Annotated in this window: 27 protein-coding genes; 19 read left to right on the top strand and 8 right to left on the bottom strand. The window is 36.7% G+C overall.

Translation table 11 applies throughout. The annotated features are described in order from the left end of the window. Nucleotides 1-57: 57 nt before the first annotated feature. Nucleotides 58-1,026: a cyclase family protein gene (locus DRF57_RS16460; protein ID WP_115919676.1), complete on the top strand. Its 969-nt coding sequence runs from the start codon at nt 58-60 to the stop codon at nt 1,024-1,026. Between the two features lie 266 nt (nt 1,027-1,292). Here the strand turns inward: DRF57_RS16460 and DRF57_RS16455 are convergent, their stop codons facing one another. The 3 genes from DRF57_RS16455 to DRF57_RS16445 all read right to left on the bottom strand — a co-directional run bounded on the left by DRF57_RS16455 (nt 1,293) and on the right by DRF57_RS16445 (nt 2,808). Beyond that, a complete protein-coding gene (locus DRF57_RS16455) occupies nt 1,293-1,736 on the bottom strand; it encodes a carboxymuconolactone decarboxylase family protein (RefSeq protein WP_115919674.1) in 444 nt (147 codons plus the stop codon). Nucleotides 1,737-1,743: 7 nt separating this feature from the next. After that, a complete protein-coding gene (locus DRF57_RS16450; RefSeq protein WP_047493992.1) occupies nt 1,744-2,172 on the bottom strand; it encodes a DoxX family membrane protein in 429 nt (142 codons plus the stop codon). A gap of 63 nt (nt 2,173-2,235) precedes the next feature. Next, nucleotides 2,236-2,808, bottom strand: a complete 573-nt coding sequence (locus DRF57_RS16445; RefSeq protein WP_047493945.1) for a Crp/Fnr family transcriptional regulator — start codon at nt 2,806-2,808, stop codon at nt 2,236-2,238. A gap of 65 nt (nt 2,809-2,873) precedes the next feature. Here DRF57_RS16445 and DRF57_RS16440 point away from each other — a divergent pair, with 65 nt between their 5' ends. The 4 genes from DRF57_RS16440 to DRF57_RS16425 all read left to right on the top strand — a co-directional run bounded on the left by DRF57_RS16440 (nt 2,874) and on the right by DRF57_RS16425 (nt 6,715). Next, nucleotides 2,874-3,239, top strand: coding sequence for a DUF1304 domain-containing protein (locus tag DRF57_RS16440; protein WP_047493942.1), 366 nt, complete (start codon nt 2,874-2,876; stop codon nt 3,237-3,239). A 540-nt stretch (nt 3,240-3,779) separates the two neighbouring features. Beyond that, nucleotides 3,780-5,030 (top strand): quaternary amine ABC transporter ATP-binding protein, encoded by a 1,251-nt coding sequence (locus tag DRF57_RS16435; protein WP_047493939.1) that lies wholly within the window; start codon nt 3,780-3,782, stop codon nt 5,028-5,030. A 1-nt stretch (nt 5,031) separates the two neighbouring features. Next, nucleotides 5,032-5,859, top strand: a complete 828-nt coding sequence (locus DRF57_RS16430; protein ID WP_047493936.1) for an ABC transporter permease — start codon at nt 5,032-5,034, stop codon at nt 5,857-5,859. A gap of 1 nt (nt 5,860) precedes the next feature. Further along, a complete protein-coding gene (locus tag DRF57_RS16425; RefSeq protein ID WP_115919672.1) occupies nt 5,861-6,715 on the top strand; it encodes a glycine betaine ABC transporter substrate-binding protein in 855 nt (284 codons plus the stop codon). Nucleotides 6,716-6,782: 67 nt separating this feature from the next. Here DRF57_RS16425 and DRF57_RS16420 read toward each other — a convergent pair whose 3' ends face one another. Then, nucleotides 6,783-7,172: a winged helix-turn-helix transcriptional regulator gene (locus DRF57_RS16420; RefSeq protein WP_047493989.1), complete on the bottom strand. Its 390-nt coding sequence runs from the start codon at nt 7,170-7,172 to the stop codon at nt 6,783-6,785. Nucleotides 7,173-7,342: 170 nt separating this feature from the next. Here DRF57_RS16420 and DRF57_RS16415 point away from each other — a divergent pair, with 170 nt between their 5' ends. Both DRF57_RS16415 and DRF57_RS16410 read left to right on the top strand, forming a co-directional pair. Next, nucleotides 7,343-8,332 carry an NADP-dependent oxidoreductase gene (locus DRF57_RS16415; protein ID WP_115919670.1) on the top strand — a complete coding sequence of 330 codons (990 nt, stop codon included), beginning with the start codon at nt 7,343-7,345 and terminating at the stop codon, nt 8,330-8,332. A gap of 3 nt (nt 8,333-8,335) precedes the next feature. Continuing rightward, nucleotides 8,336-8,812 carry a cupin domain-containing protein gene (locus DRF57_RS16410; RefSeq protein WP_115919668.1) on the top strand — a complete coding sequence of 159 codons (477 nt, stop codon included), beginning with the start codon at nt 8,336-8,338 and terminating at the stop codon, nt 8,810-8,812. Nucleotides 8,813-9,091: 279 nt separating this feature from the next. On the opposite strand, the gene DRF57_RS16405 is transcribed toward DRF57_RS16410, so the two are convergent. Both DRF57_RS16405 and DRF57_RS16400 read right to left on the bottom strand, forming a co-directional pair. After that, a complete protein-coding gene (locus DRF57_RS16405; RefSeq protein WP_115919666.1) occupies nt 9,092-9,553 on the bottom strand; it encodes a thioredoxin domain-containing protein in 462 nt (153 codons plus the stop codon). Continuing rightward, complete coding sequence (locus tag DRF57_RS16400) at nt 9,550-11,619, bottom strand: TonB-dependent receptor plug domain-containing protein (RefSeq protein ID WP_115919664.1); 2,070 nt, start codon at nt 11,617-11,619, stop codon at nt 9,550-9,552. The genes DRF57_RS16405 and DRF57_RS16400 overlap by 4 nt, the downstream gene beginning before the upstream one ends. Before the next feature lie 123 nt (nt 11,620-11,742). On the opposite strand from DRF57_RS16400, the gene DRF57_RS16395 reads away from it, so the two are divergent. The 9 genes from DRF57_RS16395 to DRF57_RS16355 all read left to right on the top strand — a co-directional run bounded on the left by DRF57_RS16395 (nt 11,743) and on the right by DRF57_RS16355 (nt 21,765). Then, the gene (locus DRF57_RS16395) at nt 11,743-12,894 is read left to right on the top strand and encodes a homogentisate 1,2-dioxygenase (RefSeq protein ID WP_047493917.1); all 1,152 of its coding nucleotides are present in this window, start codon (nt 11,743-11,745) and stop codon (nt 12,892-12,894) included. 322 nt (nt 12,895-13,216) lie between these two features. After that, entirely contained in the window at nt 13,217-14,728 is a 1,512-nt protein-coding gene (locus DRF57_RS16390; protein ID WP_047493914.1) for a succinate CoA transferase, read from the top strand. Between the two features lie 199 nt (nt 14,729-14,927). Beyond that, nucleotides 14,928-16,202 carry an acetyl-CoA hydrolase/transferase family protein gene (locus DRF57_RS16385; RefSeq protein ID WP_047493911.1) on the top strand — a complete coding sequence of 425 codons (1,275 nt, stop codon included), beginning with the start codon at nt 14,928-14,930 and terminating at the stop codon, nt 16,200-16,202. A gap of 136 nt (nt 16,203-16,338) precedes the next feature. Next, the gene (locus tag DRF57_RS16380) at nt 16,339-17,130 is read left to right on the top strand and encodes a hypothetical protein (protein ID WP_115919662.1); all 792 of its coding nucleotides are present in this window, start codon (nt 16,339-16,341) and stop codon (nt 17,128-17,130) included. 237 nt (nt 17,131-17,367) lie between these two features. Further along, nucleotides 17,368-18,498, top strand: coding sequence for a 4-hydroxyphenylpyruvate dioxygenase (gene hppD, locus DRF57_RS16375; RefSeq protein ID WP_047493905.1), 1,131 nt, complete (start codon nt 17,368-17,370; stop codon nt 18,496-18,498). Nucleotides 18,499-18,568: 70 nt separating this feature from the next. After that, entirely contained in the window at nt 18,569-19,030 is a 462-nt protein-coding gene (locus DRF57_RS16370) for a hypothetical protein (protein ID WP_047493902.1), read from the top strand. Between the two features lie 62 nt (nt 19,031-19,092). Then, nucleotides 19,093-20,340 (top strand): fumarylacetoacetase, encoded by a 1,248-nt coding sequence (gene fahA, locus DRF57_RS16365; protein WP_047493899.1) that lies wholly within the window; start codon nt 19,093-19,095, stop codon nt 20,338-20,340. Between the two features lie 97 nt (nt 20,341-20,437). After that, nucleotides 20,438-20,854 (top strand): GxxExxY protein, encoded by a 417-nt coding sequence (locus tag DRF57_RS16360; protein ID WP_047493895.1) that lies wholly within the window; start codon nt 20,438-20,440, stop codon nt 20,852-20,854. A gap of 86 nt (nt 20,855-20,940) precedes the next feature. Next, nucleotides 20,941-21,765, top strand: coding sequence for a flavin reductase family protein (locus tag DRF57_RS16355; protein WP_115919660.1), 825 nt, complete (start codon nt 20,941-20,943; stop codon nt 21,763-21,765). A 62-nt stretch (nt 21,766-21,827) separates the two neighbouring features. On the opposite strand, the gene DRF57_RS16350 is transcribed toward DRF57_RS16355, so the two are convergent. Both DRF57_RS16350 and DRF57_RS16345 read right to left on the bottom strand, forming a co-directional pair. After that, a complete protein-coding gene (locus DRF57_RS16350; protein WP_084086677.1) occupies nt 21,828-22,343 on the bottom strand; it encodes a hypothetical protein in 516 nt (171 codons plus the stop codon). 67 nt (nt 22,344-22,410) lie between these two features. Continuing rightward, nucleotides 22,411-23,250: an alpha/beta hydrolase family protein gene (locus DRF57_RS16345; RefSeq protein WP_084086678.1), complete on the bottom strand. Its 840-nt coding sequence runs from the start codon at nt 23,248-23,250 to the stop codon at nt 22,411-22,413. Between the two features lie 70 nt (nt 23,251-23,320). Here DRF57_RS16345 and DRF57_RS16340 point away from each other — a divergent pair, with 70 nt between their 5' ends. From DRF57_RS16340 to DRF57_RS16330, 3 genes are read left to right on the top strand one after another with little or no spacing between them, the layout of a single operon-like run. Continuing rightward, nucleotides 23,321-24,094, top strand: coding sequence for a HipA family kinase (locus tag DRF57_RS16340; RefSeq protein ID WP_115919658.1), 774 nt, complete (start codon nt 23,321-23,323; stop codon nt 24,092-24,094). Continuing rightward, on the top strand, nt 24,081-24,464 hold the full coding sequence (locus DRF57_RS16335; protein WP_047493883.1) for a DUF3037 domain-containing protein: 384 nt from the start codon (nt 24,081-24,083) through the stop codon (nt 24,462-24,464). The genes DRF57_RS16340 and DRF57_RS16335 overlap by 14 nt, the downstream gene beginning before the upstream one ends. A gap of 21 nt (nt 24,465-24,485) precedes the next feature. After that, the gene (locus DRF57_RS16330; RefSeq protein WP_115919656.1) at nt 24,486-25,505 is read left to right on the top strand and encodes an alpha/beta hydrolase; all 1,020 of its coding nucleotides are present in this window, start codon (nt 24,486-24,488) and stop codon (nt 25,503-25,505) included. The last annotated feature ends 173 nt before the right edge of the window (nt 25,506-25,678 follow it).

Genomic DNA, 25,678 nt, shown 5'->3' with positions numbered 1-25,678 from the left:
AACATACTGATAAGAACTTCCAGCTTCATTTCTCTTACCTCATAAATCATAAAAAAAATGAAAAAGAATCTGATCAAAATGTTCGGATTAGTCACCCTATTGACTATAAACAGCGTAACATTACAGGCTCAAACCCTGGTCAATCCTGAAGATCAATCGTGGTACCCTTCTGCTTACGGGGCACAGGATGAAATAGGAGCCGCTAACCTGTTGACCCCTGAGGTAGTAAAACAAGCTTTAGGACTGGTAAAACAAGGTAAAACACTAGCTCTTGCCGTTCCTATTGATAAAAATCTTCCCGCTTTCAGACACAGAAGTTTCAATTTATACAATATCCAACCCGGAGAACAGGCCGGAAAAAGTATAGGCCCCAATAAATTCACCTTCAATGATGAACTGGTAAACGGCTGGACCGGAGTGGGAACACAGCTTAATGGTATTGGGCATATCGGTATTGACAATATCTACTACAACGGAAATAAAGCTACCAATTTTGTAAGTGTAGAAGGTGTAAAAAAACTGGGAGTTGAAAAAGTTCCTCCTTTTGTTACCCGAGGTATAGTCCTTGATATGACCGCTCATTATGGAAAATCAATCGTTCCGGGAGGAACAGAATTTACCGTAGATGATATTCAATCAGTTTTAAAGAAACAGGGACTGAGTTTAAGAAAAGGAGACATCATTCTTTTCAATACCGGATGGCTTGAACTGATAGGTAAAGACAATAAAAAGTTTCTGGAAACAGAGCCAGGAATCGGGATGGAAGCCGCAAAATGGCTTGCAGATCAGGGAATCGTTGCTTTTGGTGGTGATACGTGGGCTTCAGAAGTCTATCCAAATCCAAAAAGTAAGGAAGAATTTCCAATCAACCAATTTATGCTCGCCAAAAAAGGAATCTACAATCTGGAACTGATTGACAGCCGCCCATTGGTAAAACAAAAAGTATGGGAGTTTCTGTTTGTACTGGGACAACCTTTATATGTAGGATCTACTCAGGTGAATGTAAACCCTGTGGCTATCTATTAAATTCATTATGTATTTCTCAGCAATAAAGGAACTTATAATATACTGTAATAAACAGTGAGACAAAGTGATTCGTGTTTTGAAAAAATAAGACTAACCCATAGAATTTATTTTTAGAATTAATACCTGGCAAGGACTACTCCGCCTCATTGTGTTTACATAAAAAGAGCTTTTCAGTTTTGAAAAGCTCTTTTACAAAGTAAACGACAAGCAGCGAAACCGTCCTCATGAACTTCCTTCTCCATGTTTCCAGCTTTCTTACTTTATTTCTATTTTGCAATCGGAAGATGAGTACTTACCGCAATTCTGTTCCATGCATTAATGGTTACAATAGCTATGATGATCTGTGCGATCTGATTTTCATCAAAAATTGACTTGGCTTTTTGGAAAGTCTCTTCTGTCAAACCTGCATGGCTGATCAAAGTGATCTCTTCTGTCATTTCCAAAAGTACCTGCTCTTCTTCTGTAAATAAATCTTTGGCTTCTCTCCACCCGTCAAGGATGAAAATTCTTTGAGGGGTTTCACCATATTTAATGGCATCTTTCGTGTGCATATCAAGACAAAAAGCACATTTATTAATCTGTGAAGCCCTGATTTTAATTAATTCTTTCTGAATGTGGTTTAAAGAAATAGTCTGTAGGTATCCTTCCAATCCCATCATCGCTTTATAAGCTGCTGAATCTACTGTTGCAATATTTAATCTTGCGCTCATTATGATATTATTTTTTGGTTAATTGATCTATACTAAAGGAATATTGTTGCTGAGAAGCCAATAAAAATGCCCCTGCACATCCTACCCAAACAGAATAATCAAGGGGGGCTTTGATCCCCAATGCAATAGTCATTGACACTGCAAAAATCAACAAGAGAAAACCGCTTCCATATGCCGCAATTTTTGTTTTAAAACCTAAAATCAGCATCAGTGGAAATAGGATTTCCAAACATGTTGCAGCATATGCCGACACAGTACTTAAAGCTTCGGGAAGAAAAAATGTCAGTTTTCTTGTGTATGCTTCAAAATTGGCCATATTTCCCCATGCAGCGTTGGCGCCCCAAAAACCCAATCGGTCTGCTACTGCAGAGAGCATAGTCACTGAAAGTGCTAATCTTAAAAATAACTGCGGAAATTGATTCTGTTGATCTGTCATTGTATTGGCTTTTAATAACATGACAAATTTCCAAATTATAAATGGTAAAAAACTTAAACTGGTTTAAGATCGTAATTTTGCTCTGATTTCGCTGAGATATTCCGGAGTAAGATTTAAAAAGGAAGCGATCAGATATTGTGGAATCCTTTGAATAAACCAAGGGTATAATGTACTAAAATGAACATATAATTCTTCTCTGGACATTTCATACAAATATCGTATTCTCCTCTCTGATGCAGCATAAGCTCTTTGATAAATCATTCGGAAATAGCGCTCCATAATAGGATGCTTCTGCAGTAACAGCTCCTGGTTTTCCAGATCAATGACCAAAATAGAAGAATGTTCCACTGCCTGAATAGAAAAATCAGACTGTATTTGTCTTTCATAAGCAAATGTATCTGTGATCCACCAGTTTTCAATAGCAAATTCAGTAGTTTGCTCTACCCCTTTTTCATTGATGAAGAATTTTCTTAGACAGCCTTTATTGACAAAATACATATGTTTACAAATTTCTCCATTAAGCATTAAGTTTTGCTTTTTTCTGACTTCCAGTACCTTAAAAAAAGAAAGAATAGAAACATATTCCTCTTCGGTTACACTGATAAATTTGTCTAAATGTATCTTAAAACTATCCATCTTTAGATTTAAATACTCAAACTTAACTTTATTTTTTTAGTTTTACAATGACAAAATCGTAAATCATGGAACTCATTGCTAAAATTCTAATAGCAGTTGTTGCGTTAGAACATATCTATATTCTCTGGATGGAAATGTTTGCCTGGGAAACAAAAGGTAAAGAAGTTTTCAAAGCAGCACTGCCTGCAGAAATGTTTAAGCCAACTAAAGGGCTTGCAGCCAATCAGGGCCTGTATAACGGTTTTCTGGCTGCCGGACTCATCTGGTCATTTCTGATCAAAGACCCTCAATGGCAGGATAATGTGGCATTATTCTTTTTAGGATGTGTAGCTGTAGCCGGAATTTATGGGGCTATTTCTGCTACCAAAAAGATATTTTTTGTACAGGCACTTCCCGCAATACTGGCAATTATTGCTGTTTTACTGAAATAATTTCATCGGCCATATTCTAAAAAAATTTCTTAAAAATATTGATTCTGTAAGTGCTCTTTTATCTTGAATGATAAGGGTAAAATTGCTATGAATATCTTGTTCCATCATTAGACTTAAAACCAGCTTCTTAAGGCTCAAAAAATCCATTTAATATAAAATTTGTAAATTTGCACCGTCATAAGAAATTGATATACAGATTTTTTATGCTGATCTGCATTTTGATGGAATGTAGAAATTCAAGTTGTTCAGTACACATATCTTTAATTACTTCATCAGTAATTTAATTGTAGAATCTATGTAAAAGATTAATTTCTTTTTACATGATACACTCTTTTTCTAGAGTATAATCTATTGACATATTTAAAATAAACATAAGGCCTGGGGTCTTTATGGTCTTATTTTTTTGTGAAAAGCTTTTATCACCAGAAGCTTATATAGATGTTTTTTACTATTACCATCAACAGAACAACTAAGATAAAGGCATAATAATAAATTGGTTTACAATTTCTTATATCATTTATTAATTGAAAAATTCTGAATATGGAAAAAAATGAAAACAGTAGAAAAGTAAAACTTAAAGTTGAAGATCTGACTATTATTTTTGGCAAAAACAAAGAAAAAGCACAGGAACTTTTAGACAAAGGTTTTTCCAAAAAGGAAATTCTAGAAAAAACAGGCTGCACGGTAGGAATCAACAAAGCCAGTTTTGAAATCTATGAAGGTGAATTCTTTGTGATTATGGGATTATCAGGAAGTGGAAAATCCACTTTACTACGCTGCCTTAACAGGCTGAATGAGCCCACTTCAGGAAAAGTATTTATCAATGATGATGATATTACCGGTAAAAATAATAAAGAGCTTCTGGAAGTAAGAAGAACGGAAATGAGTATGGTATTTCAAAAATTTGGATTACTACCCCATCATACTATTTTAGACAATGCAGGTTTCGGCCTGGAAATCAGGGGAGAAAATAAAGCTTCCCGTGATGAAAAAGCTCAGAAAGCACTGGATATTGTGGGATTAAACGGCTTCGAAAACCAGTTTCCTTCCCAACTTTCAGGAGGAATGCAGCAGAGAGTGGGATTAGCCAGAGCTTTGGCCAACGACCCTGAAGTATTGCTGATGGATGAGGCTTTCTCCGCACTGGATCCTTTGATAAAATCTGAAATGCAGGATCAAATGCTTGAATTGCAAAATACATTGCAAAAAACCATTGTTTTCATTACACATGATTTGGACGAAGCCATTAAAATTGGAGACCGTATCGTCATTATGAAAGATGGTGTCATAGAACAAATAGGAACAGCCGAGGATATTTTAACCAATCCTGCCAGTGACTATGTAAAAGCCTTTGTAGAGAAAGTGGATCGTAAAACAATTATTACCGCTAAATCTTTGATGTTTGACAAAGCTACGGTAGTGCGTTTTAGAAAAGACGGACCTGAAGGTGCCTTAAGAAAAATGAGAGCAACAGGTTTGGAAAACTTACCTGTTGTAGATTTTCAAAATAAATTTCTGGGGTTTGTCACGCTTAATGATATCGTCAGAATTGCAAAGAAAAAAGAACCCACGGTAGAATCGGTTATCAACAGCAACGTTCCTTCCGTTTATCCGGAGGTGACTGTAGAAGAAATGTTACCGTTAATTTCCGGAAGTAAATCAGCCATTGCCGTGGTAGATGAAAACAATAAATTCTTAGGTCTTATCACCCAGCTATCTCTCATCATAGAAGCTACAAAGTTTAACGAAGAAGAGATCATTGAATTAAAAGAAATCGCAAACAATCAATAAGATGAATAAAACTATAGATATAGGTCAATATGTAGAAACTGCAATCAATTGGCTCACAGAAAATGGAAAACCTGTATTTGATATTATAAAACATGTAGGAAACTCCTCTATTATGGGGATTGAATGGGTTTTGGTAAACACTCCCTTTTATGTTATCATCCTCTTTTTTACGCTATTGGCATTATGGAAAGCCGGAAAAGGCATCGCTGTGGTGACTGTAGCTGGATTGAGTTTAATATTTTTAATGGGATTATGGAAAGAAACCATGGAAACCCTTGCCCTTATTTTTGTAGCAACCATTACTGCATTGATCATTTCAATCCCTTTAGGAATTTGGGCTGCCAAAAGCAAAATAGCCGCAAAAATTATCCGCCCATTACTGGATTTAATGCAAACAATGCCCGCATTTGTCTACCTGATTCCGGCTGTATTATTTTTCAGTATCGGTAAAGTACCGGGTGCTTTTGCAACGATTATTTTTGCGATGCCACCAGCTGTACGGTTAACGACATTGGGAATTGAAGCTGTTCCGAAAGATATTGTGGAAGCAGCGAGGGCTTTTGGAGCTACCAACCGCCAGATATTATTTAAAGTAGAACTTCCTTTAGCCATGAAAACGATTTTAACAGGGATCAATCAAACGATACTGTTATCCTTATCTATGGTCGTTATTGCAGGAATGATTGCTGCAGGCGGTTTAGGTGAAAAAGTATTGGAAGGAATCAATAATCTGGATATCGGATTAGGATTTGAAAGTGGATTATCCGTTGTGATTTTAGCTATTATCCTCGACCGGATTACTCAAGGATTTGTAAAGAAAAAACAATAAGATGAAAAATTTAAAATATCTATTTTTTCCAATTTTAATAGGAATATGCTTTATATTAAATTCATGTGAAAATATAAAAAACTCTAAATATATCACCATCGGGATGGTAGATGGCTGGGCAGAAGATGTTGCCATGACGCATGTTGCCAAAGCTATTTTGGATCAGCAGGGATATCATGTTATTATTCAAAAAGCTTCTACAGATATGATTCTGGCTTCGATGAATAATGAAGATACGGATCTTTTTATGGGAGTTTGGCTACCTTACACGCACGCTAAAAAGGTAGCTAAGTTTCCGGGACTAGTGAATATAGGAACAAATTATGATAGCGGCCGTATAGGATTGGTGGTCCCGGAATACATTCCTGTTAATTCCATTGAAGAGCTTAATCAGCATAAGGATCAATTCAATCACAGCATCATTGGAATTGAGAAAGGAGCAGGACTGACATCCGGAACAGATCAGGCTATTATAGACTATACACTGGATTATAAACAAATCAACTCTTCTACCATTGCCATGATCACTGAATTACAGAATGCCATACAACGTAAACAATGGATTGTTGTAGCTGGATGGCAGCCTCACTGGATGTTTGGGAAAATGAAACTTAAGTTTCTTCATGATCCTAAAAAGGTATTTGGTGAAGCTGAACAGATTAAAACTTACGCCAGAAAAAGCTTTGGTAAAGATCATCCGGAGTTGACCAAATTCTTTGCTAAAGTACATTTTGATGATGAACATATGGCTGATCTTTTACTCAAAATGGAACACAGTAAAAATAAGGAAGCCACTGCCATCAAATGGGTGGAAGAACATCCTGAACTGGTAAAATTATGGCTAGATAAAAAGTAACGGACCGGTACTATTACCCTCATCTAAAATCCTCAACTCTTCAGGAGTCTGAGGATTTTTTTGTCATCTATGATTCAGAAGAATTCATGGATTCTTTGATCTTCTCCCGATGGAGTATTCCCCAATTAACCAATGTCTCCGTCACCGGAAATACCGATTTCCCATATTCGGTAACAGCATAAGTAACAGTGATGGGTTTTGTATCCTGAATCGTCCTCGTAATAAGAAGGTTGATTTCCATTTCTTTCAGTTCTTTGCTCAGCATTTTAGCAGAAATTCCTTCAATGCTGCGCTCCAGTTTTTTAAAATGAATTTTCTGATCAGGCCTGTTGGTCAGGTATCGCAGGATCATCAGTTTCCATTTTCCGCCTAATACATCCAGACTATCACGCATCGCGAACAATTCTTCCGTGCAGCTCGCTTCTCTTTCTATTCCGTTTTCAATGATTTTTGCCATAATAGTTTCATGAAGGTAACTAGTTACCATTTGTTAACTAGTAGCAAATATAAACTATTCCCTCTTTACATTTGTGTATCAAATGAACGGGGTGAAATCGCTATGATTTCTCAAATGCAAACAGATGATCTTGCGATTGCATATGACCTTAAAAAAATAAATATCAACATATGAAAGTAGTTATCTTAAATAAAAATTTCCAACTGGAAGATGGGAATATAGAAATACCACAGGTAAAAAGTAATGAAGTTTTAATTCAGATCAAAGCAAGTGGCTTCAACCCCATCGATTATCAGATGCTGGAAAATGAACTGGAGCGAAAACTGATCAGTTCACCAATATTGGGCCGGGAATTGTCCGGAGTTATTGTAGAAAAAGGAACGGAGGTCTCTGAATTCAATGTTGGAGATGAAGTTTTCTCAGGAAGTGGTTCTATGGGCAGCAATGGAACCTATGCAGAATATATCAGTGTTCCGGCAGCCATTGTTTCTCTCAAACCTCAAAATATATCCTTTGAACAGGCCGCATCTATCCCATCCGCTGGCCTTACATCTCTGCAGATCTTTAAACGGTTACAATTAAACCCCGAAAATACCATTCTTGTAACAGGCGCTACAGGAGGGGTGGGCTCTTTCCTGATCAAATTATTACTGACTAATCATATCCGGAAGATCATTGCAACGGTTGGCAGTGAAGCCAACAGACAAATCCTTCTCAATATGGGGCTGGAAAGCCATCAGATCATCAACTATAAAGAGGAAAACCTTATTGAAAACCTTTTAAAAGCAAATAAGGGTCAGTCTTTCGATATTGGGATAGACCTGGTAGGCAATCATATGTCAGAAGTCACGGCCAATGTATTAAAGATCAACGGAACTTATGTAGACGTTACCGCCCTGGTGACTAAAGAGGCCCATGAGCACCTTTTCAACAAAGGAAGTTTGATTATGAATATCTCCAATTACACCTACAGTATGGTGAAAGATTATGGATATTACAAAAATAGCTTGGAGGAAATATCAAAACTCATTGAAAACGGAGCTATTCTTCCTCCGCAATATAAAACTATAGGGAATTTATCCTTAGAAACGGTCCTTCAGGCTCATTCTCTTCTTAAAAACAATCAGGCCCAGGGCCATAAACTCATTATGAAACATTAATTTATGAATAAAATACCAAGACGCATTGTAACAGGAATTCAAAGCGGAAAATCTGTTATTATCGAAGATCAGCCTGTAGCAAATGCAGTAGAACATTTCCCCGGACTTATTATTTCCGATGTATGGAATACCCAACAAACGCCGGCAGGCTTAGACTTTGAAACCCCAATTCCTAATACCGGATTTCCGCAAACGCCAAAGAATGGAACCTACTTTCGATATGTAGTGGTACCTCCGGATAAAGATCTGGGGATAGAATGGAAAAAGAATGAACCTCATCCGATGATGCATCAGACACCGACACTGGATTATATTATTATTCTTTCCGGTGAACTCTACCTCATCATGGAAGAAGGCGAAACACTTCTGAAACCGGGAGATATTGTCATTCAGAGAGGAACCAATCATGCCTGGAGCAACCGCTCAAACAAACCGTGTATTCAGCTGGCAGTGCTAATAGATGCAAGTGCTCAGGGGTAGAATAATTGAAAGATTTAATTATTTAAAAATTGAAAGATTGAAGTAGTTCTCACTAATTTCAAAATACGTTAAAGAAAAAATCTGCGGGATCTGTGGGAAATGAAAAAAACTTTTAAGGTTGGGCAAACGCAAAGGCACAAGAAATCAAAGGTTTTCAGCAAGGATTTACAAATATTGTATTAGGAATATACAATTTTATCACAGCTAAAATCCTTGCACCTTAAAGCATAATAAAAAGAAAAAATTGCGCCCTTGCGTTTTCCAACAAAAACCACCCACTTACAAAGCAGAAATTTCCAACAGCTTCTGTTTCATTTTTTCAGCAGTAAACTGTCCCTCATGATAATAGACCAATTTTTGGTTTTTATCCAGAATGATCCACAGTGGATATACAGGCTGATCTTTATTTTTTGACAATGCCAGCGCCAACTCATGGATTCCTGAGCTCCCATTGGATAAATAATTAAACTCATGATCCTGAAAATAAATTTTTTCTTTTGTCTTTTCTGCTTCAAAATTGATAAAATAAAAATGGTCATTCATCATTGTAACAAGGTCTTTATCTTTGCTCAAACGGAAAGATTCAATTTTACAAACCGCACACCAGTCTGTATAAAGATGAATAACAGTAGGCCTGGCATCTTCTTTTTGCAAAACCTCTACTTCAGAAAAAGTGCCTGTCTTCATCTGAGACAGATAAAAACAGGGCACTAACATTAAAAATAAAGCTAATTTTTTCATTTCAAAGTATATTTTACTCCCAGGAACCCTCTGATACGCTGCATAGGAGCATACCCATAAGCCGTATCAAAAGTATAATGATTGGGATTGCTGATGGGATCATCAGCATGTTTATCAAATGGGTCAAACGGTCTCATTAAAGGATCTTTGGGAGTAAAATTGAATAAATTTTTCACTCCGCAATACACTTCAAAGCCGGATTTAAAGCTTTTTGAAACCTGAATATTGGCCAAAGAATAGAATGGTGAATATTCGGGACGGAAGTCGTTAGGTAAAACCGGAAGTCTCATGGGACCATAAAACTGCCCGGTAAAATCTACCGTCAGATTACTTGGGAATTTATACGTCAGGTTATAGGTTCCGCTCCATTTTGGAGCATGCAGTTGTTGTGTTTTCTGATTTTCATTATCAAATTTCTGATATACGTCAAGATAAGTTACTCCTAAGTTGACACTTAAAGGAAAGCTGAAGCTGAAATCTACATTCAGGGAAGCTCCTCTTGAAATTCCATATCCATGAAGATTATCATAAATAATTTTATCAGGATCAGAATCAAAATCACCTACAATTTTATTACTGAAATAGGTATAAAATGCAGAAGCATCAAGATTCACCATACGGGTACCCACAGGAATTTTCCAGATATAGTTCAGGTTTCCGTTAACCGACCTTTCAGGTTTAAGATCAGACTTTACGACCACTTCACGGGAACCCGTTAAGGCTGCATGATCTTCGGTAAACAAGTTCACAACCCTAAACCCCGTTCCAAAGTTGAAACGCAGAGTATGATAAGGATTCGGTGAAAATTTCCATGCCAATCTTGGGGAATGCACCGAATGATGTACTTTATCATAATCATATCGGTAGCCCAACAGCAGCGTATTTTTATCATTAATTTCCCACTGGTCCTGAATAAATGCTCCCCAGATCGGAGACTTCATCGGTGCATTGGTGATTCCGTCTGCTCCCAGCGTTCCCGGTGTATTATCATCATAAAAAGTTCTTTTGAAGGTAAGTCCGGCTGTGATATCATGTTTCCCAAAACTTCTGTCCCAATACGTTTGTACAAAAGCCACTTTTTGAAGTGCATTAAAGGGATTAGCTCCATAAAAAGAATTCTGGTCATGATAATTGTAAGAAAACTGAGTGACAATATGCTCTTTCATAGGCCATTCATACAAACCGAAAACCTCTGCTCTGTTGGTATAAATACTTTCTCCATATACTTCATCACTTCCCCGGTAGGATTTATTCCACTGCATTTCTCCTCCGAAACGGTCTTCATATAGATATCTCATGGCAAAGCTCGCCTGGCGGTTTTCTTTTCTTTTAAAATTCCATTTGTTAAAAACAGAAATTCGGCTCTGTAAAGTGGTATCGGTAAAATTATCTTTATTCTGATCTATTTTTTCCTGAAAACTGAAATAATTTAAACTTAGCAAGGACGCCGCGTTTTTCCCTACATTAAACTTTGTAGAGAGGTCCAGATTATTCTCACTCCATGTCGTAGTCATCAGATCCACGCTCAATTTTGGGGCTGTCAATGCGTTTTTGGTGATAATATTGATTACTCCGCCCATGGCTTCAGAACCATAAATAGAAGAAGCCGGACCTTTTACCACCTCTATCCTATCCACCAGGCTGTTCGGAATTCCACTTAGACCATATACCGTAGAAAGCGAACTTACTATAGGCATTCCGTCAATCAGAATCATGGTATAAGGACCCTCCAGTCCATTGATGTGAATATCCCCCGTATTGCAAACCGAACAGTTCAGCTGAGGTTTTACTCCATTTACCATAGCAATGGCTTCAAAAATACTTGGAGTAGGATTCTTCTGGAAAAATTTCTGGCTGTAAATCTCTACTGCCACAGGACTTTTGGATCTGCTCATCGGTTTTATGGTTCCGGTAACCACTACATCTTCAATACTGCTGGTTTTAATTTCTTTTTTTGAAATTCTGGTTGAATCTATGTTTTTATTTTGATGTAAACTTAAACTGTCTGTCTCCTGAGAGAAACAATAGGATGATAAAAAAGTAATAGAAAATAATATTCGTTTCATGAAATTAAAATTGTTAGACAAATCTAACAATTATTTTTAAAACACGAAACACTATGTTGAATATTTTGGTTGAGTCAATTCGTGAAAAATGATTAAATTTGAGAAACTACATATAAAAGTAAAATGAGATATCATTTATCGGGAAACATCCCACCAAAAAGACATACCATCTTTAAGTCTCCGGAAGATAAATTTTACTATGAACAGCTTTTCGGAACAGAAGGCTTTCACGGTATCTCTTCTCTGCTATACCACATTCACCGCCCTACACAGATAAAATCAATTGGGGAACCTAAGGATGTGACACCGAAAATTGCGGTAGAAAAAAATATTACCCCAAGAATGTTCAAGGGAATGAATGTCACTCCTGAAGATGATTTTATGGACAGCCGAAAGATCCTTTTGATGAATAATGACCTGAAAATGGGATTGGCAAAGCCGAGAAAATCAATGGATTATTTCTATAAAAATGCCGAATGTGATGAGCTTTTATTCGTTCATGAAGGAGCCGGTATCTTAAAAACATTTGTAGGAGATCTTGAATTCGTAACTGGTGATTATCTTATCATTCCGAGAGGAACCATTTATCAGGTGGAATTACAGTCTGAAAATACGGTGTTCTTTGTTCTGGAAAGCCACTCTCCTATCTATACTCCGAAAAGATACAGAAATGAATTCGGACAGCTTTTGGAACACTCTCCGTTCTGCGAAAGAGACATGATTGCTCCTGTTTTCAAAGAACCCAAAGATGAAAAGGGAGAATTCTTAATTAAAGTAAAAAAAGAAAACCAGATTACAGACTTCATCTATGCAACACACCCATTTGATGTAGTAGGCTGGGACGGATATTTTTATCCTTATAAATTCAATATCAAAAACTTTGAACCTATTACAGGAAGAATTCACCAACCCCCACCGGTACACCAGAATTTTGAAGCTCATAATTTTGTAGTGTGCTCATTCTGTGCCAGAATGTATGATTACCATCCAATGGCTATTCCGGCTCCTTACAATCATTCCAATATTGATTCTGATGAGGTTTTGTTCTACACAGAAGGAGACTTTATGAGCCGTAACCACATTGACCTGATGGATTTCACTCTTCATCCGGGAGGAATTGTACATGGACCTCACCCAGGGGCTATGGAAAGAAGTATTGGTAAAAAATTTACTGAAGAATATGCCGTAATGGTAGATCCTTTCCGTCCTTTGAAAATTACAGAAGAAGCTTTGAAAGTGGAAGATCCGTCATACAAAACTTCATGGCTGGAATAATTGAAATGATTTTAATTCTTTAGGCTGAACAAGAAGAATAGCCCTTAAGTTTCATAAAAATGTTTAAAACACAGGTTCTGTGACTTTTAACCACGTTGAATCTTAAGTTTTGAGTTAAAAATTCTAATAGATGTATCTCATACTAAAGAGCCTAAACAATTTCTTATAAAAAGTACTGCTGAATACATATAAAAGACCCTTTGAATGCTTTATTTAAAGGGTCTTTTTTCGTAAATTTGTGAGAGATGGTTAACATTTATAATCACCATTATTTTTCATAACGCATCCTAAGTAATGGTGGTTACCACAAAATCAAGATTACATGTTAGAAAGAATCAGATTAGAAAGTCTACACCAAAAAGTGACAACAGCTGAAAACGCTGTAAAAATGATTAAAGACGGTATGGTCATAGGATCTAGCGGCTTTACAAAAGCAGGTGACAGCAAAGCAATTTTGCCGGCATTAGCTGAAAGAGGAAAAACTGAAGATATTAAGGTCACTCTAATGACCGGAGCTTCATTAGGACATGGTACCGATGGCAAATTAGCAGAAGCTAATGTATTAAAGAAAAGGATGCCTTTCCAGGTAGATCCCATTTTAAGAAATAAGATTAATAATGGCGAAATTCTCTTCATTGATCAGCATTTAAGTGAAAGTGCCGAACTGCTTCACACTAAAAACCTACAGACTATTGATCTGGCGGTGATTGAAGCAGCTTATATTGAAAGAGACGGGAGCATTGTCCCTACAACTTCTGTAGGAAACTCAGTCACTTTTGCGGCATTGGCCAAAAAAGTCATCATCGAGATCAATACCGAAGTTCCTGAGGAAGTGTATGGTATTCACGATATCTACCAGGCTGAAGATTATCCTTACAGAAACGTTATTCCTATTGTCGCCCCATGGAACAAAATCGGAAGAAAAAGTATTCCTATCGATCCTGATAAAATTGAGGCTATTGTTTTTACCCACCTTAAAGACAGCCCTGCAGATATTGCAGAACCGGATGAAAAAACAACTGCCATTGCAAAGCACCTCCTGGGTTTCTTTGAAAATGAAGTTCTTCTGGGACGTCTTACAGACAGATTACTTCCTCTTCAGGCGGGAATTGGTAAAGTGGCCAACGCCGTTCTTACAGGATTTAAGGACAGTAATTTTTATGACCTGACTATGTTTTCTGAAGTGCTTCAGGACAGTACCTTTGATCTGATTGATTCCGGTAAACTAAGTTTTGCTTCCGCATCTTCCATTACGGTTTCTCAGGAATGCTATGAAAGAGTATTAGGAAACCTTTCAAAATACAGAGAAAAATTTGTTTTAAGACCCCAGAATATTTCCAATACTCCAGGATTGATCAGGAGATTAGGAGTCATTGCTATCAATACAGCAATTGAATTTGATATTTACGGAAATGTAAATTCCACCCATATTGGCGGAACAAAAATCATGAACGGAATCGGAGGGTCCGGAGATTTTGCAAGAAACGCTTACTTAAGTATTTTTGTGACTCAGGCTGCTTCCAAAGGAAACAATATTTCCCATGTGCTTCCAATGGTTTCTCATACCGATCATACAGAGCATGATGTTGACATTTTGGTTACCGATATCGGGCTGGCTGATTTAAGAGGTTTAGCTCCCAGAGAAAGGGCTCAGAAAATAATTGACCATTGTGTGCATCCTGATTATAGAGAAGAGCTGCAGTCCTACTTTGACAGAGCCTGTGAAAGAGGTGGCCACACTCCTCACTTACTTGAAGAAGCTTTTAGCTGGCATTTGCGATTTTCTGAAACAGGAAGTATGAAGCAGAAAACTGAAGCTCCTATTTTAAATTAAGAAATTAATTCTAGCCTATAAAAAGACCGAATGCAGTGCATCCGGTCTTTTTGCTTTTTCTTTAAATTCTTTATGTTTAACATGATAAAAATCTTCTAATTCGCCTGAAATATTTAGAATAAGTAAAGACGATAAAGCTTATCTTTGAGAGAAGACAGGTGTTTTATGAGATAAAAAATTAATATCAAAAAAATAAAATATGCATAATTACATAAGCGCTGAAGAAGCAATATATACTATAAAAAGTGGAAACAGGGTATTTTTCCATGGCAGTGCATGTACTCCTAACTACCTTATTGATGAACTGGCGAGACAATCTCATCGGTTGGAAAATGTAGAAATGGTTTCTATTACCCAACAGGGAAATGTAGAAATTGCAAAACCCGAATATAAAGACAGTTTCTTTGTCAATTCTTTATTTGTTTCCACACCGGTTCGTGATGCTGTCAATTCAGACAGAGGAGACTTTGTTCCCGTATTTCTCAGCGAAATTCCTATTTTATTCAGAAAAAATATACTGCCTCTGGATGTGGCTTTAATAACCGTTTCACCTCCTGACAGACATGGCTTCTGTACGTTGGGAACTTCTGTAGATATTGCAAGATCAGCAGTGGATACTGCAAAAATCATCGTTGCAATCGTTAATCCGAGAATGCCGAGAACTCATGGAGACGGAATGATCCATATCAGCAGGATTCATAAGCTGGTATGGCATGAAGAAGAGCTTCCCACAGTAGATTATGGTTCAAAAGTAGGTCCTGAAGAAATGCTTGTAGGAAAAAATGTAGCCGAGCTTATTGAAGACAGGTCTACCCTTCAGATGGGTATCGGAACAATTCCCGATGCCGTTTTAAAGTGCCTGGGCAATCATAAAGATCTGGGTATTCATACCGAAATGCTCAGTGATGGAGTCATTGATCTTATTCAGAATGATGTAATTAACAACAAATACAAAGGCTATAACGACAATAAAACCATCACAAGTTTCTGCTTTGGAACCAGAAAATTATATGATTATGTAGATGATAACACTGTTTTTGCATTCAGAGATGTGAGCGAAGTTAATTTCCCCATTAACATTATGAAAAATAAAAAAATGGTAGCCATTAACTCAGCTATTGAGATTGATCTTACCGGCCAGGTATGTGCCGATTCTATAGGAACCATGCAGTATAGTGGTATCGGAGGACAGATGGACTTTATGAGAGGAGCAGCATTGGGTGAAGACGGAAAACCAATTATTGCCATCACTTCAAGAACCCGAAAAGGAGTTTCCAGAATTGTCCCATATCTTAAACAGGGAGCAGGGGTAGTTACTACCAGGGGGCATATTCACTATGTAGTTACGGAATATGGAACAGCTTACCTCTATGGCAAAAATCTTCGCCAGAGGGCGCAAGAGTTGATCAGTATTGCGCATCCGGATGACAGAGAAATGCTGGAAAGAGCCGCTTTCGAAAGATTTAAACATTAATAATCAAACAGATAATCTCTTAAAAGTTGTTTTTATTTAGAATCAAAAAAGTATTTTCATGCCAGACTCCATGAATCATAATAAAACATTAACCTTTTGGCAGTATATTTGATAAAATCATTCTAAAACAAGGAAATTGAAAACGATATATAATTCGATACGAGAAGAAGTTGAAAAGCATTCGAAGGTAAGGAATTCTGTTTTGGGGAATGTGAGTGAATGGAAAAGAAGCCATTATATTATCCTTTCCGAAATTATTAAAGAAGAATTATCAGAAGCTGAAGAATTGAAGGGAGGGAAAAAATTTGAAATAGGAAATACTATTTCACATGTTACTTTACAACGTTTTTTTGAAAACGATTACCAGGACAAAACCCATAGCGACCTCAGATTTTTAAAAACTCTGGACAAGATATGTATCTTTCTGGGATACAAAGATCTTAATGATTACATCCTTTCTATGAGGCATAAAAAACAGGAAGATAAGGAAGCTGATGATCATTCATTTCTAACCCAAATGGTTTATGATTACTGTGCCACCGCTTTTGAGTTTTACAAACAGTTTCCTAATCATAATACCGGTATCTTTAAAGATCTGGTATTTAACGATTCCCCTTTTCTAGAAAGGGCATCATTATACAGTAAAGAGCTGTGTGACAAAGATTTTCAACTGGTCACAAAAAACAATCGGTCCAATTACGAAGTTTTTGACATCCACATTGTTACAGATGAGCCTGAAAAAAAAATACTGGAATCTCAGGAGTTTTGGAATCTTCTGTTCAAAGTAGGAGAAACCGGCGAAGAGCATTTTGTCAATCAGCTGAGCACCCAAATTTACTTTATCAGAAAGGTAGATGACACCTGGAAGATCTGGGATAATTACAATCCTGATGCAGGAAGCTTAAACAGGAAAATAGAAGTTTTATAAAAATAAGAAAGCCGCAGAAAATCTTCTGCGGCTTTCATGTTCGAAATATTATTTTTCACTTGTCTTTTGTATTACAAATGTAGGAGGTCCATTCTAAACCTAAGAAACTTAAATATACTTAAATGAACTCTTCTTTAACTTTATGTTAAATAAACACCAGGATTTCTGTTTATTATTTTCCCTATGTCCAAGATTTTTGTAATTTGCATACCAATAAAATAAAAGTAAAAAGAAAACATGTCAACACTAACATTTGCCGAAAAAATTGCTCAAGCAGAGAATTTTTTACCGATTAACGGTACAGATTATATTGAGTTTTATGTAGGAAATGCAAAACAGGCTGCCCATTATTATAAAACCGCTTTCGGTTTTCAGTCTGTAGCTTATGCGGGTCCTGAAACAGGAGTAAGAGACCGTGCATCTTATGTTCTTCAACAAGGAAAAATAAGATTGGTTTTAACTACCGGACTTAAGTCTGACTCTCCAATCAGTGAGCACGTAAAAAAACATGGTGACGGAGTAAAAATTTTGGCACTTTGGGTAGATGATGCCTATGCAGCTTTTGAAGAGACTACAAAAAGAGGTGGAAAGCCCTATTTAGAGCCTGTAACACTTACTGACGAACATGGTGAAGTAAGAATGTCCGGAATCTATACTTACGGAGAAACGATTCACATGTTTATTGAAAGAAAAAACTATAAAGGAGCTTTCATGCCAGGATATGAAAAATGGGAAAGCAACTACAACCCTGAAGAAGCCGGTTTATTGTATGTAGACCACTGCGTAGGAAATGTAGACTGGAACAGAATGATTCCTACCGTAGAATGGTATGAAAAAGTAATGGGATTTGTAAATATCCTTTCTTTTGATGATAAACAGATCAACACAGAATATTCTGCTTTGATGTCTAAGGTAATGTCAAACGGAAACGGATTTGCAAAATTCCCTATCAATGAACCTGCAGAAGGTAAAAAGAAATCTCAGGTAGAAGAATACCTTGATTTCTATGAAGGAGAAGGGGTACAGCACATTGCTGTTGCTACAAAAGATATCATCCACACAGTCACGGAATTAAAAAAACGTGGGGTAGAATTCCTTTCCGCTCCTCCTGAAGCTTATTATGATATGGTTCCTGAAAGAGTAGGTCATATTGATGAAGATCTTAAGAAATTACAGAGTTTAGGTATACTTATTGATCATGATGAAGAAGGGTACTTACTTCAGATTTTTACCAAGCCTGTAGAAGACCGCCCTACCCTATTCTTTGAAATCATTGAAAGACATGGTGCACAGAGTTTTGGTGCCGGAAATTTTAAAGCGTTATTTGAAGCACTGGAAAGAGAACAGGACAGAAGAGGAAATCTTTAATTTTACAGTATATACTAAGTTTTGTCAGGATGCAAAGTCTTGACAAAACTTTTTTATAAAAACACAGCATATGAAAAAAATTTTAATAGGAACTCTATTCCTTGGAACATTGGGCTTAAAAGCTCAATATGGAACATTGGATGCAATTCTTACCAAACTTGAAGAAAGAAGAGGCATCAATCAGAATCTCGACAATGTAAATATTGACAATAAAAAGTTTGTTTTCATTAAAGATGAGGCAGACCACACGGAAAGAGATTTTATTATCATCAAAGGAAATAATGCTACTTATGTAGAAGTTTTTGATGATAAAGCTACCGGAGAAAGCAGTTCCAATGTTTTTACAGGTGACATCATCAGAAAGAAAAACATTATTTCTTTAAGAGCAGATAAGCTTGAAGATAAAAAAATTCCACTGCCGGTAACTAAAACCCTGATGCTCACCAAGCAAAAGGATATTCTTTATCTCATTGATGTCAATACCAGAGACCGATGGATTGATGAAGAATCCTACTCGAAAAAGGCAAAATAAATATCTTGAAAACAGCTGTTTCTCAGGGTGCTATTTTAATCTAACTTAAATCTAATAAACTTATGAAATCATTTGTAGACTATTCCTCAAATTCGGATTTTTCTATACATAATATCCCTTTCGGAGTCGCAGTTTTTAATAAAGAATATATCGGATGCTGTACAAGGATCGGAGATCAGATTATAGATCTGGCAACCTTGTATGATCTTGGATATTTTGAAGACATTGAAGGATTGGATGACAATGTTTTTGAAGCATACACCATCAACGAATTTATTGAACTGGGTAAACCGGTTACCAATGCTGTTCGTACAAAAATTCAAACGCTATTACAGGAAGGTTCTGCTCTTTCAAAAGACCAGAAAACCATTGAAGAAGCATTTTATGATCTTGACAAAGTGAAAATGATGATGCCTCTTCACATTCCTAACTACACTGATTTCTACAGCAGCATTGAACATGCTACCAATGTTGGAAAAATGTTCCGTGATCCTGCCAATGCTTTATTACCAAACTGGAAACACTTACCGGTAGGTTACCATGGAAGAGCCTCTTCAATTGTAATTTCCGGAACAGACATTAATCGTCCTAAAGGACAGATGAAACCTGCGGATGTGGAAAAACCTGTTTTTGGTCCTTGTAAACAATTGGATTTTGAACTGGAAATGGCCTTCATCATCAACAAAAATACTGAGATGGGAGAAAGCATTTCTACAAAAGACGCTGAAGATGCTATTTTTGGAATGGTAGTATTCAACGATTGGTCTGCAAGAGATATACAGTCTTGGGAGTATGTGCCACTAGGTCCATTCCTTGCTAAAAACTTCGGTTCATCTATTTCACCATGGGTAGTTACCCTGGAAGCCCTGGAACCATTCAGAACCGCTTCTCCTACACAGGACCCTGAAGTGTTAGACTATTTAAAATTTGAAGGAGACAAAAACTACGATATCAATCTTGAAGTTTATATCCAGCCTGAAAATGGGGAACAAAACCTCATCAGTGAAAGCAATTACAAACACATGTACTGGAATATGACGCAACAGCTGGCTCACCATACTGTAAACGGATGCAACGTTGAGGTAGGTGATCTGTATGCCAGTGGTACTATCTCAGGAAGCGATCCAAAATCTTTCGGTTCTATGCTTGAATTGACATGGAGAGGACAAAACCCTTTATCATTAAGCAACGGAGAAGAAAGAAAATTCATTGAAGACAATGATACGGTTACCATGAAAGCATGGGCTGAGAAAGATGGTGTAAGAGTAGGTTTTGGTGAAGTTTCAGGTAAAATTATCCCAACCGTATAATAATTATTTAAACACTTTAGTTTTTTAAGCTAAATAATAATGGAAAAATTGAGTTCACTTTAGTTTTTGAAAATCTGCGATTTTCATTTTTTCTCACATGATGATTACTCAAAAATTGATTAACGAGCTATCCTACAAAATTGTTGGCGCTTGTATAGAAGTACATAAACTAGCGGGTCCTGGTTTGTACGAAGAGGTTTATCATCAATGTTTAGAAAAAGAATTTGATCTGTTAGGTTTAAAATATCAAAGTGAACTTGAGATTCCATTTTCCTATAAAGGAAACCATATAAATTGTAAGGTAAAATGTGACTTTTTAATTGAAGAATTAATCGTTTTAGAGTTAAAATCAGTTGCCGAAATTCATCAAATTCATAAAGCACAAACTATAAACTATATGAACCTTTTAAAAGCACCTCGTTCAATTTTAGTCAACTTCAATGTTACAAACCTTTACCATGAAGGTTGTGAATCCTTTGCGTCCAAAATATTTAAAGATCTTCCAAAAGAATGAAAATCGTAGATTTTCAAACTTAAGTGTACTTCAATAAAACGCAATAAGAAATAACTAAAAATAACTTAGGTGTTAAAAGTAAAAATATGAAAACAGTAATCCCCTCTGAAATAACCGCCGTGCAGCTGCAAACCATCATGCAGACCGCCGTGTCACCGCGCCCGATTGCATTGGCTTCTACGGTAGATAAAAATGGTACGATCAATTTATCACCATTCAGTTTTTTCAATATGTTCAGTACCGTTCCTCCGATTTTGATTTTCTCACCATCGAGGAGAGTGCGTGATAATACGACTAAACATACCCTGGAAAATGTTCTTGAAGTTCAGGAAGTGGTGATTGGAACAGTAAATTTTCCAATTGTTCAGCAAATTTCCTTAGCTTCCACAGAATATGAAACCGGAGTCAATGAGTTTATAAAATCAGGGCTGACAATGAAAGATGCTGATTTGGTACAACCTAAGCTGATTGAGGAATGTCCGGTCAATTTTGAATGCAAGGTTTTAGAAGTAAAATCTTTGGGTGATCAGGGAGGAGCCGGAAATCTTGTGATCTGTGAGGTTCAGAAGATTCATATCAGAGAAGAATACCTGAATGAGGCTGGAAACCTGGATCAGAAAAAACTCGATATGGTAGCCCGCTTAGGAGGCAACTGGTATTCCCGAAGCAATGAAAACAGCCTTTTTGAAGTTCCAAAACCTCTGGTTACAAAGGGAATTGGATTTGATCTTCTGCCTGATTCTATTAAATACAGTAAGATTTTCACAGGAAATGACCTTGGAATGCTTGCCAATGTAGAAGTATTGCCAACAGGAGACTTTCATGCGGATGAACATATTCATGCAGATGCACAGAAGCTATTATTGGAAAGTAAAATTGAAGAAGCCTGGATAGTACTAACGATAAAATAAAAAAAGCCTGAGATTTCAGGCTTTTTTATTTTAAATGAAGAAGGAAAAGCTTATGCTCCTCTTTATTTTGCTTTCAGTGTTTCTGAAACTGTAATTTTACCTTTTTCGGCAAAGTCACTTACTTTTCCGTTTTTATCAATCGCCACATTCAGGTTATCATTCTTTGCATCATAATAGATGGAAGTGGAATACCCCGGGCAATCATGTTGCTTACATCCGTTCAGCTTATAGATTCCGTTCTCTGAAACAACAGGGCTTTCTACATTAAAGAATTTTACCATTTCAGCATACTCAGAGCCTACCACTTTTTTCAATCTTTCTGTCAGGCTTTTGTCTTCAAACAACTTGATATCATGCGGATATTTACCTACATTTTTAGTAATAATATTGTCTGTAGAGGCTGTACCCTGGGAAGGAACAGCTACTGAGTCTGTTTTTGGAATTCCTGTAGAGTCTTTAGGCATTACAGTAGCTAATGTATCTCTGCTTGCTGAGGATTCTGTTTTAGTTTCTTTTTTACAAGAAACAGCTGTTGTCAATAATGATAAGGCGAATACGCCTGCAATAAGTTTATTCATAATTAATTTATATGGTGGTTACTATCATAACGGGATTTCTGATATATTATTTCTGATATTGAACGTATTACATCTTTGCTTTTATAAATTCAATACATTTTTCTGCTGCAGTATTCAGATCTTTTGGTAAGTCATTTTCTGTCCAGGGCTCCTTAGCTCCAAAGGTATGATTGGCATTTTCAATAAGAAACAGTTCAGAGTTCGGATGAAGCAGGTGAAGATGTTCTGCCTGTTTTACTTCTACCGCTTCGTCCTGTGTTCCATGAATAATTAACATATGGACTTTGGCCATTTCTGTAGCTCTTTCCACATCAAAACGGTTTACATTTTGCTCAAAATCCTCATAAAATTGATAGTAATGAGGCATTTCCTGTTTTGTCCGTCCATTCAATGCATAATAAACTCCTTCCTGCTTCCAGTTCGCTAATGCTTCATCTTTAGGGAAACGTTCCAGGGTATCTACACTGGCCAGGGTAATCAATCCATTGATCCTCTCATCTTCAAATGCTTTAATAATAGAAATTCCACCTCCTCTGCTGTGTCCCATCAAAATTATTTTTTGATCATCTACCTGAGGTTCTTTGATAAAGTGATCAATTACCACACCAAGATCGGAAAGTTCCTTGGAATAGTTATTATTTCCGAAAGCCTCAAGGTCTGCAAAATTATGGGAATCCCCAACCGTTGTTCCGTTGTGAGAAAAGTTGAATTTTACAAAGAAAAAGCCGGCTTTAGCAAATTTCTCAGCCATTACATCCCATGCTCCCCAATCCTTATAACCTTTATAGCCATGAACAAATATCACTAACGGCAATTTCTTTTCTGCATTCATATAAAAAACATCCGCAAGAAAGCTTCTTGTCTCAGTGTTTTCCAAATGTATATTCTTTTTGATAGTAAGATCCATACAATAAGAGAATTAATTTTAATCGAAATTTATGAAAAAAACTATTAAAAAATAACCTTATTTTTGCGGTATGCAGAATTTAAGAACGGTAACCGTCACACGTTACATTCTGCCATTAAGAGAAGGAGGTTCACTACCTGCTCTGGCAGAAGCTGATGATGATTTCAAATATGTTTTAAAATTCCGGGGCGCAGGCCATGGAGTTAAAATGCTGATTTCTGAATTGTTGGGAGGCAAAATCACGGAAGCTTTAGGGCTTAAAATTCCTGAGCTCGTTTTTGTAAATCTTGATGCAGACTTTGGCAGAACAGAAGCGGATGAAGAGATCCAGGATCTGCTCAAGTTTTCTGAAGGCTTAAATCTGGGGCTGCATTATCTTTCAGGATCTATCACCTATGATCCGGGAGTGTCTGTTGACCCTCTTCTGGCTTCAAAAATTGTTTGGCTGGATGCCTTTATTACCAATATTGACCGTACTTTTAAAAATACCAATATGCTGATGTGGAATAAAGAACTCTGGATCATTGACAACGGAGCCTCTTTCTATTTCCATCATTCATGGCAGAATTTCGATACAGCAGCAAAAACACCATTCAAATATGTGAAAGACCATGTATTGCTTCCGAAAGCAAAAAAACTGGAGGAAGCTGACCAGTTTGCCCACAGCATATTAAATGATACTTTTTTCAGAGAAATTGTCAACACAATTCCTGAAGACTGGTTACATTGGAATGACGCTGATGAAACACCTGATGAAATCCGTGAGATCTATTTTCAGTTTATGAAAACCAGATTAGAAAATTCTCAAATCTTTGTAAACGAAGCCAAAAATGCAAGAGGATAAAATATATGAATATGCGGTAATACGCTTAGTACCGAAGGTTGAAAGAGAAGAATTTTTCAATATAGGACTCGTTATGTTTTCAAAAAAAGAAAAATTTATCCGTGTAGCATTCCATTTGTGCCCTGATAAGTTCAAGCTGATGCATAGCAAACTGGATTATGAGGATATCATTCAAAACCTGGAAAGTTTTCAGAAAATCGCTGAAGGAAATAAAGAGGGCGGTCCTATTGCACTGTTTGATATCCCAGAACGCTTCCGATGGCTGACCGCTGTACGAAGTTCAGTAGTGCAGACCTCAAGACCTCATCCCGGAAAATCCAGAGATTTAAATACTACTTTTGGTAAGCTTTTTGAGGAATTAGTAAAATAATATGCCTCAAAAAGACTCATTATGAAATTATCATACGCCATATCTATCAACAGGTTTTTTACAAACCTGTTTTTTATTGTATTTTTAAGTTTTTCGCATTTATCCTTTTCACAAAATTCAGCCCAGGCTTCGCGTGTAAAGACTACCCTGCTTCCGGAAATAGCCACTGTTTCTGAAAATATAATTTACAAAACCAACAAAAAAGGAAATCCTCTTCAACTGGATATTTATACGCCTAAAGGTAATGTACCCGGTAAACTTCCCGTATTGATCTACGTTCATGGAGGAGGATGGGTAGAAGGCGACAAAGTGATCCTTAAAGATGATTATGTAGAAAACACAATGGCCAAACTGATCGCAAAGCAATATGCAGTGATCAGTATAAATTATACCCTGTTAAATGACAGTACTCACTTCCCTCAACCTTTGGAAGACACTAAGGATGCCATAAGATGGGTCAGAAAAAATGCAGAAAAATATAATTTCGACACTCATAATATTGGAATTTTCGGGACATCTGCAGGCGCTCACCTTTCCCTGATGGCGGCATACACTCCAGATGATACATTTATCGGAAGTCCTGAACTTTCATCTTATCCTTCGAGTGTCAATTATGTTATTGATCATTATGGCCCTGCTGATCTGAATAAGCTTTTTCACACCAAAACAGGCACTATTCCCGTTTTTATGGTGGGATTACTATCAAAAAAGATTATCAGTTTACAAAAGAACCTAGTCAAAGGACTTTCCGGATATGATATAGACAAAGACCAGCAAAAGATAATAGAATATTTCAAAACCGTATCTCCGGTTAATATTGTTTCAGGTGGGGTTCCTACTTTAATTATGCAGGGCAATAAAGACAAGATTGTCCCTTTAAGTCAATCAAAAAAGCTCTACCGAAGATTAAAAAGAGCAAATATCCAGACTTCCTTAGTGGTTGTGGATAATGGAGTCCACAGTTTCAGTACTACCGACAAACCCTATCTTGACAGGCTCACAGATCAGATGGTAGATTTCATCATTTCTCAGAAAAAATAATATATACACACAAAACAAGCATAACACACACATACAAACTGATAATCAATATTATAAATTAACAAAAAACACACACAAATAGCAAATTTGCTAAATTAGTATACATATCATTAATTTTTACACTTAAAATAATTAACTTGGCTAATATTTGAATTATTAATAACAAAATAGGA

Origin of the sequence: Chryseobacterium rhizosphaerae, from assembly GCF_003385455.1 — a bacterium.
In the GTDB taxonomy this organism is placed as follows: domain Bacteria; phylum Bacteroidota; class Bacteroidia; order Flavobacteriales; family Weeksellaceae; genus Chryseobacterium; species Chryseobacterium rhizosphaerae.
The sequence above is the reverse complement of the archived record's forward strand: the minus strand, read 5'-3'. Positions and strand labels throughout refer to the sequence as shown.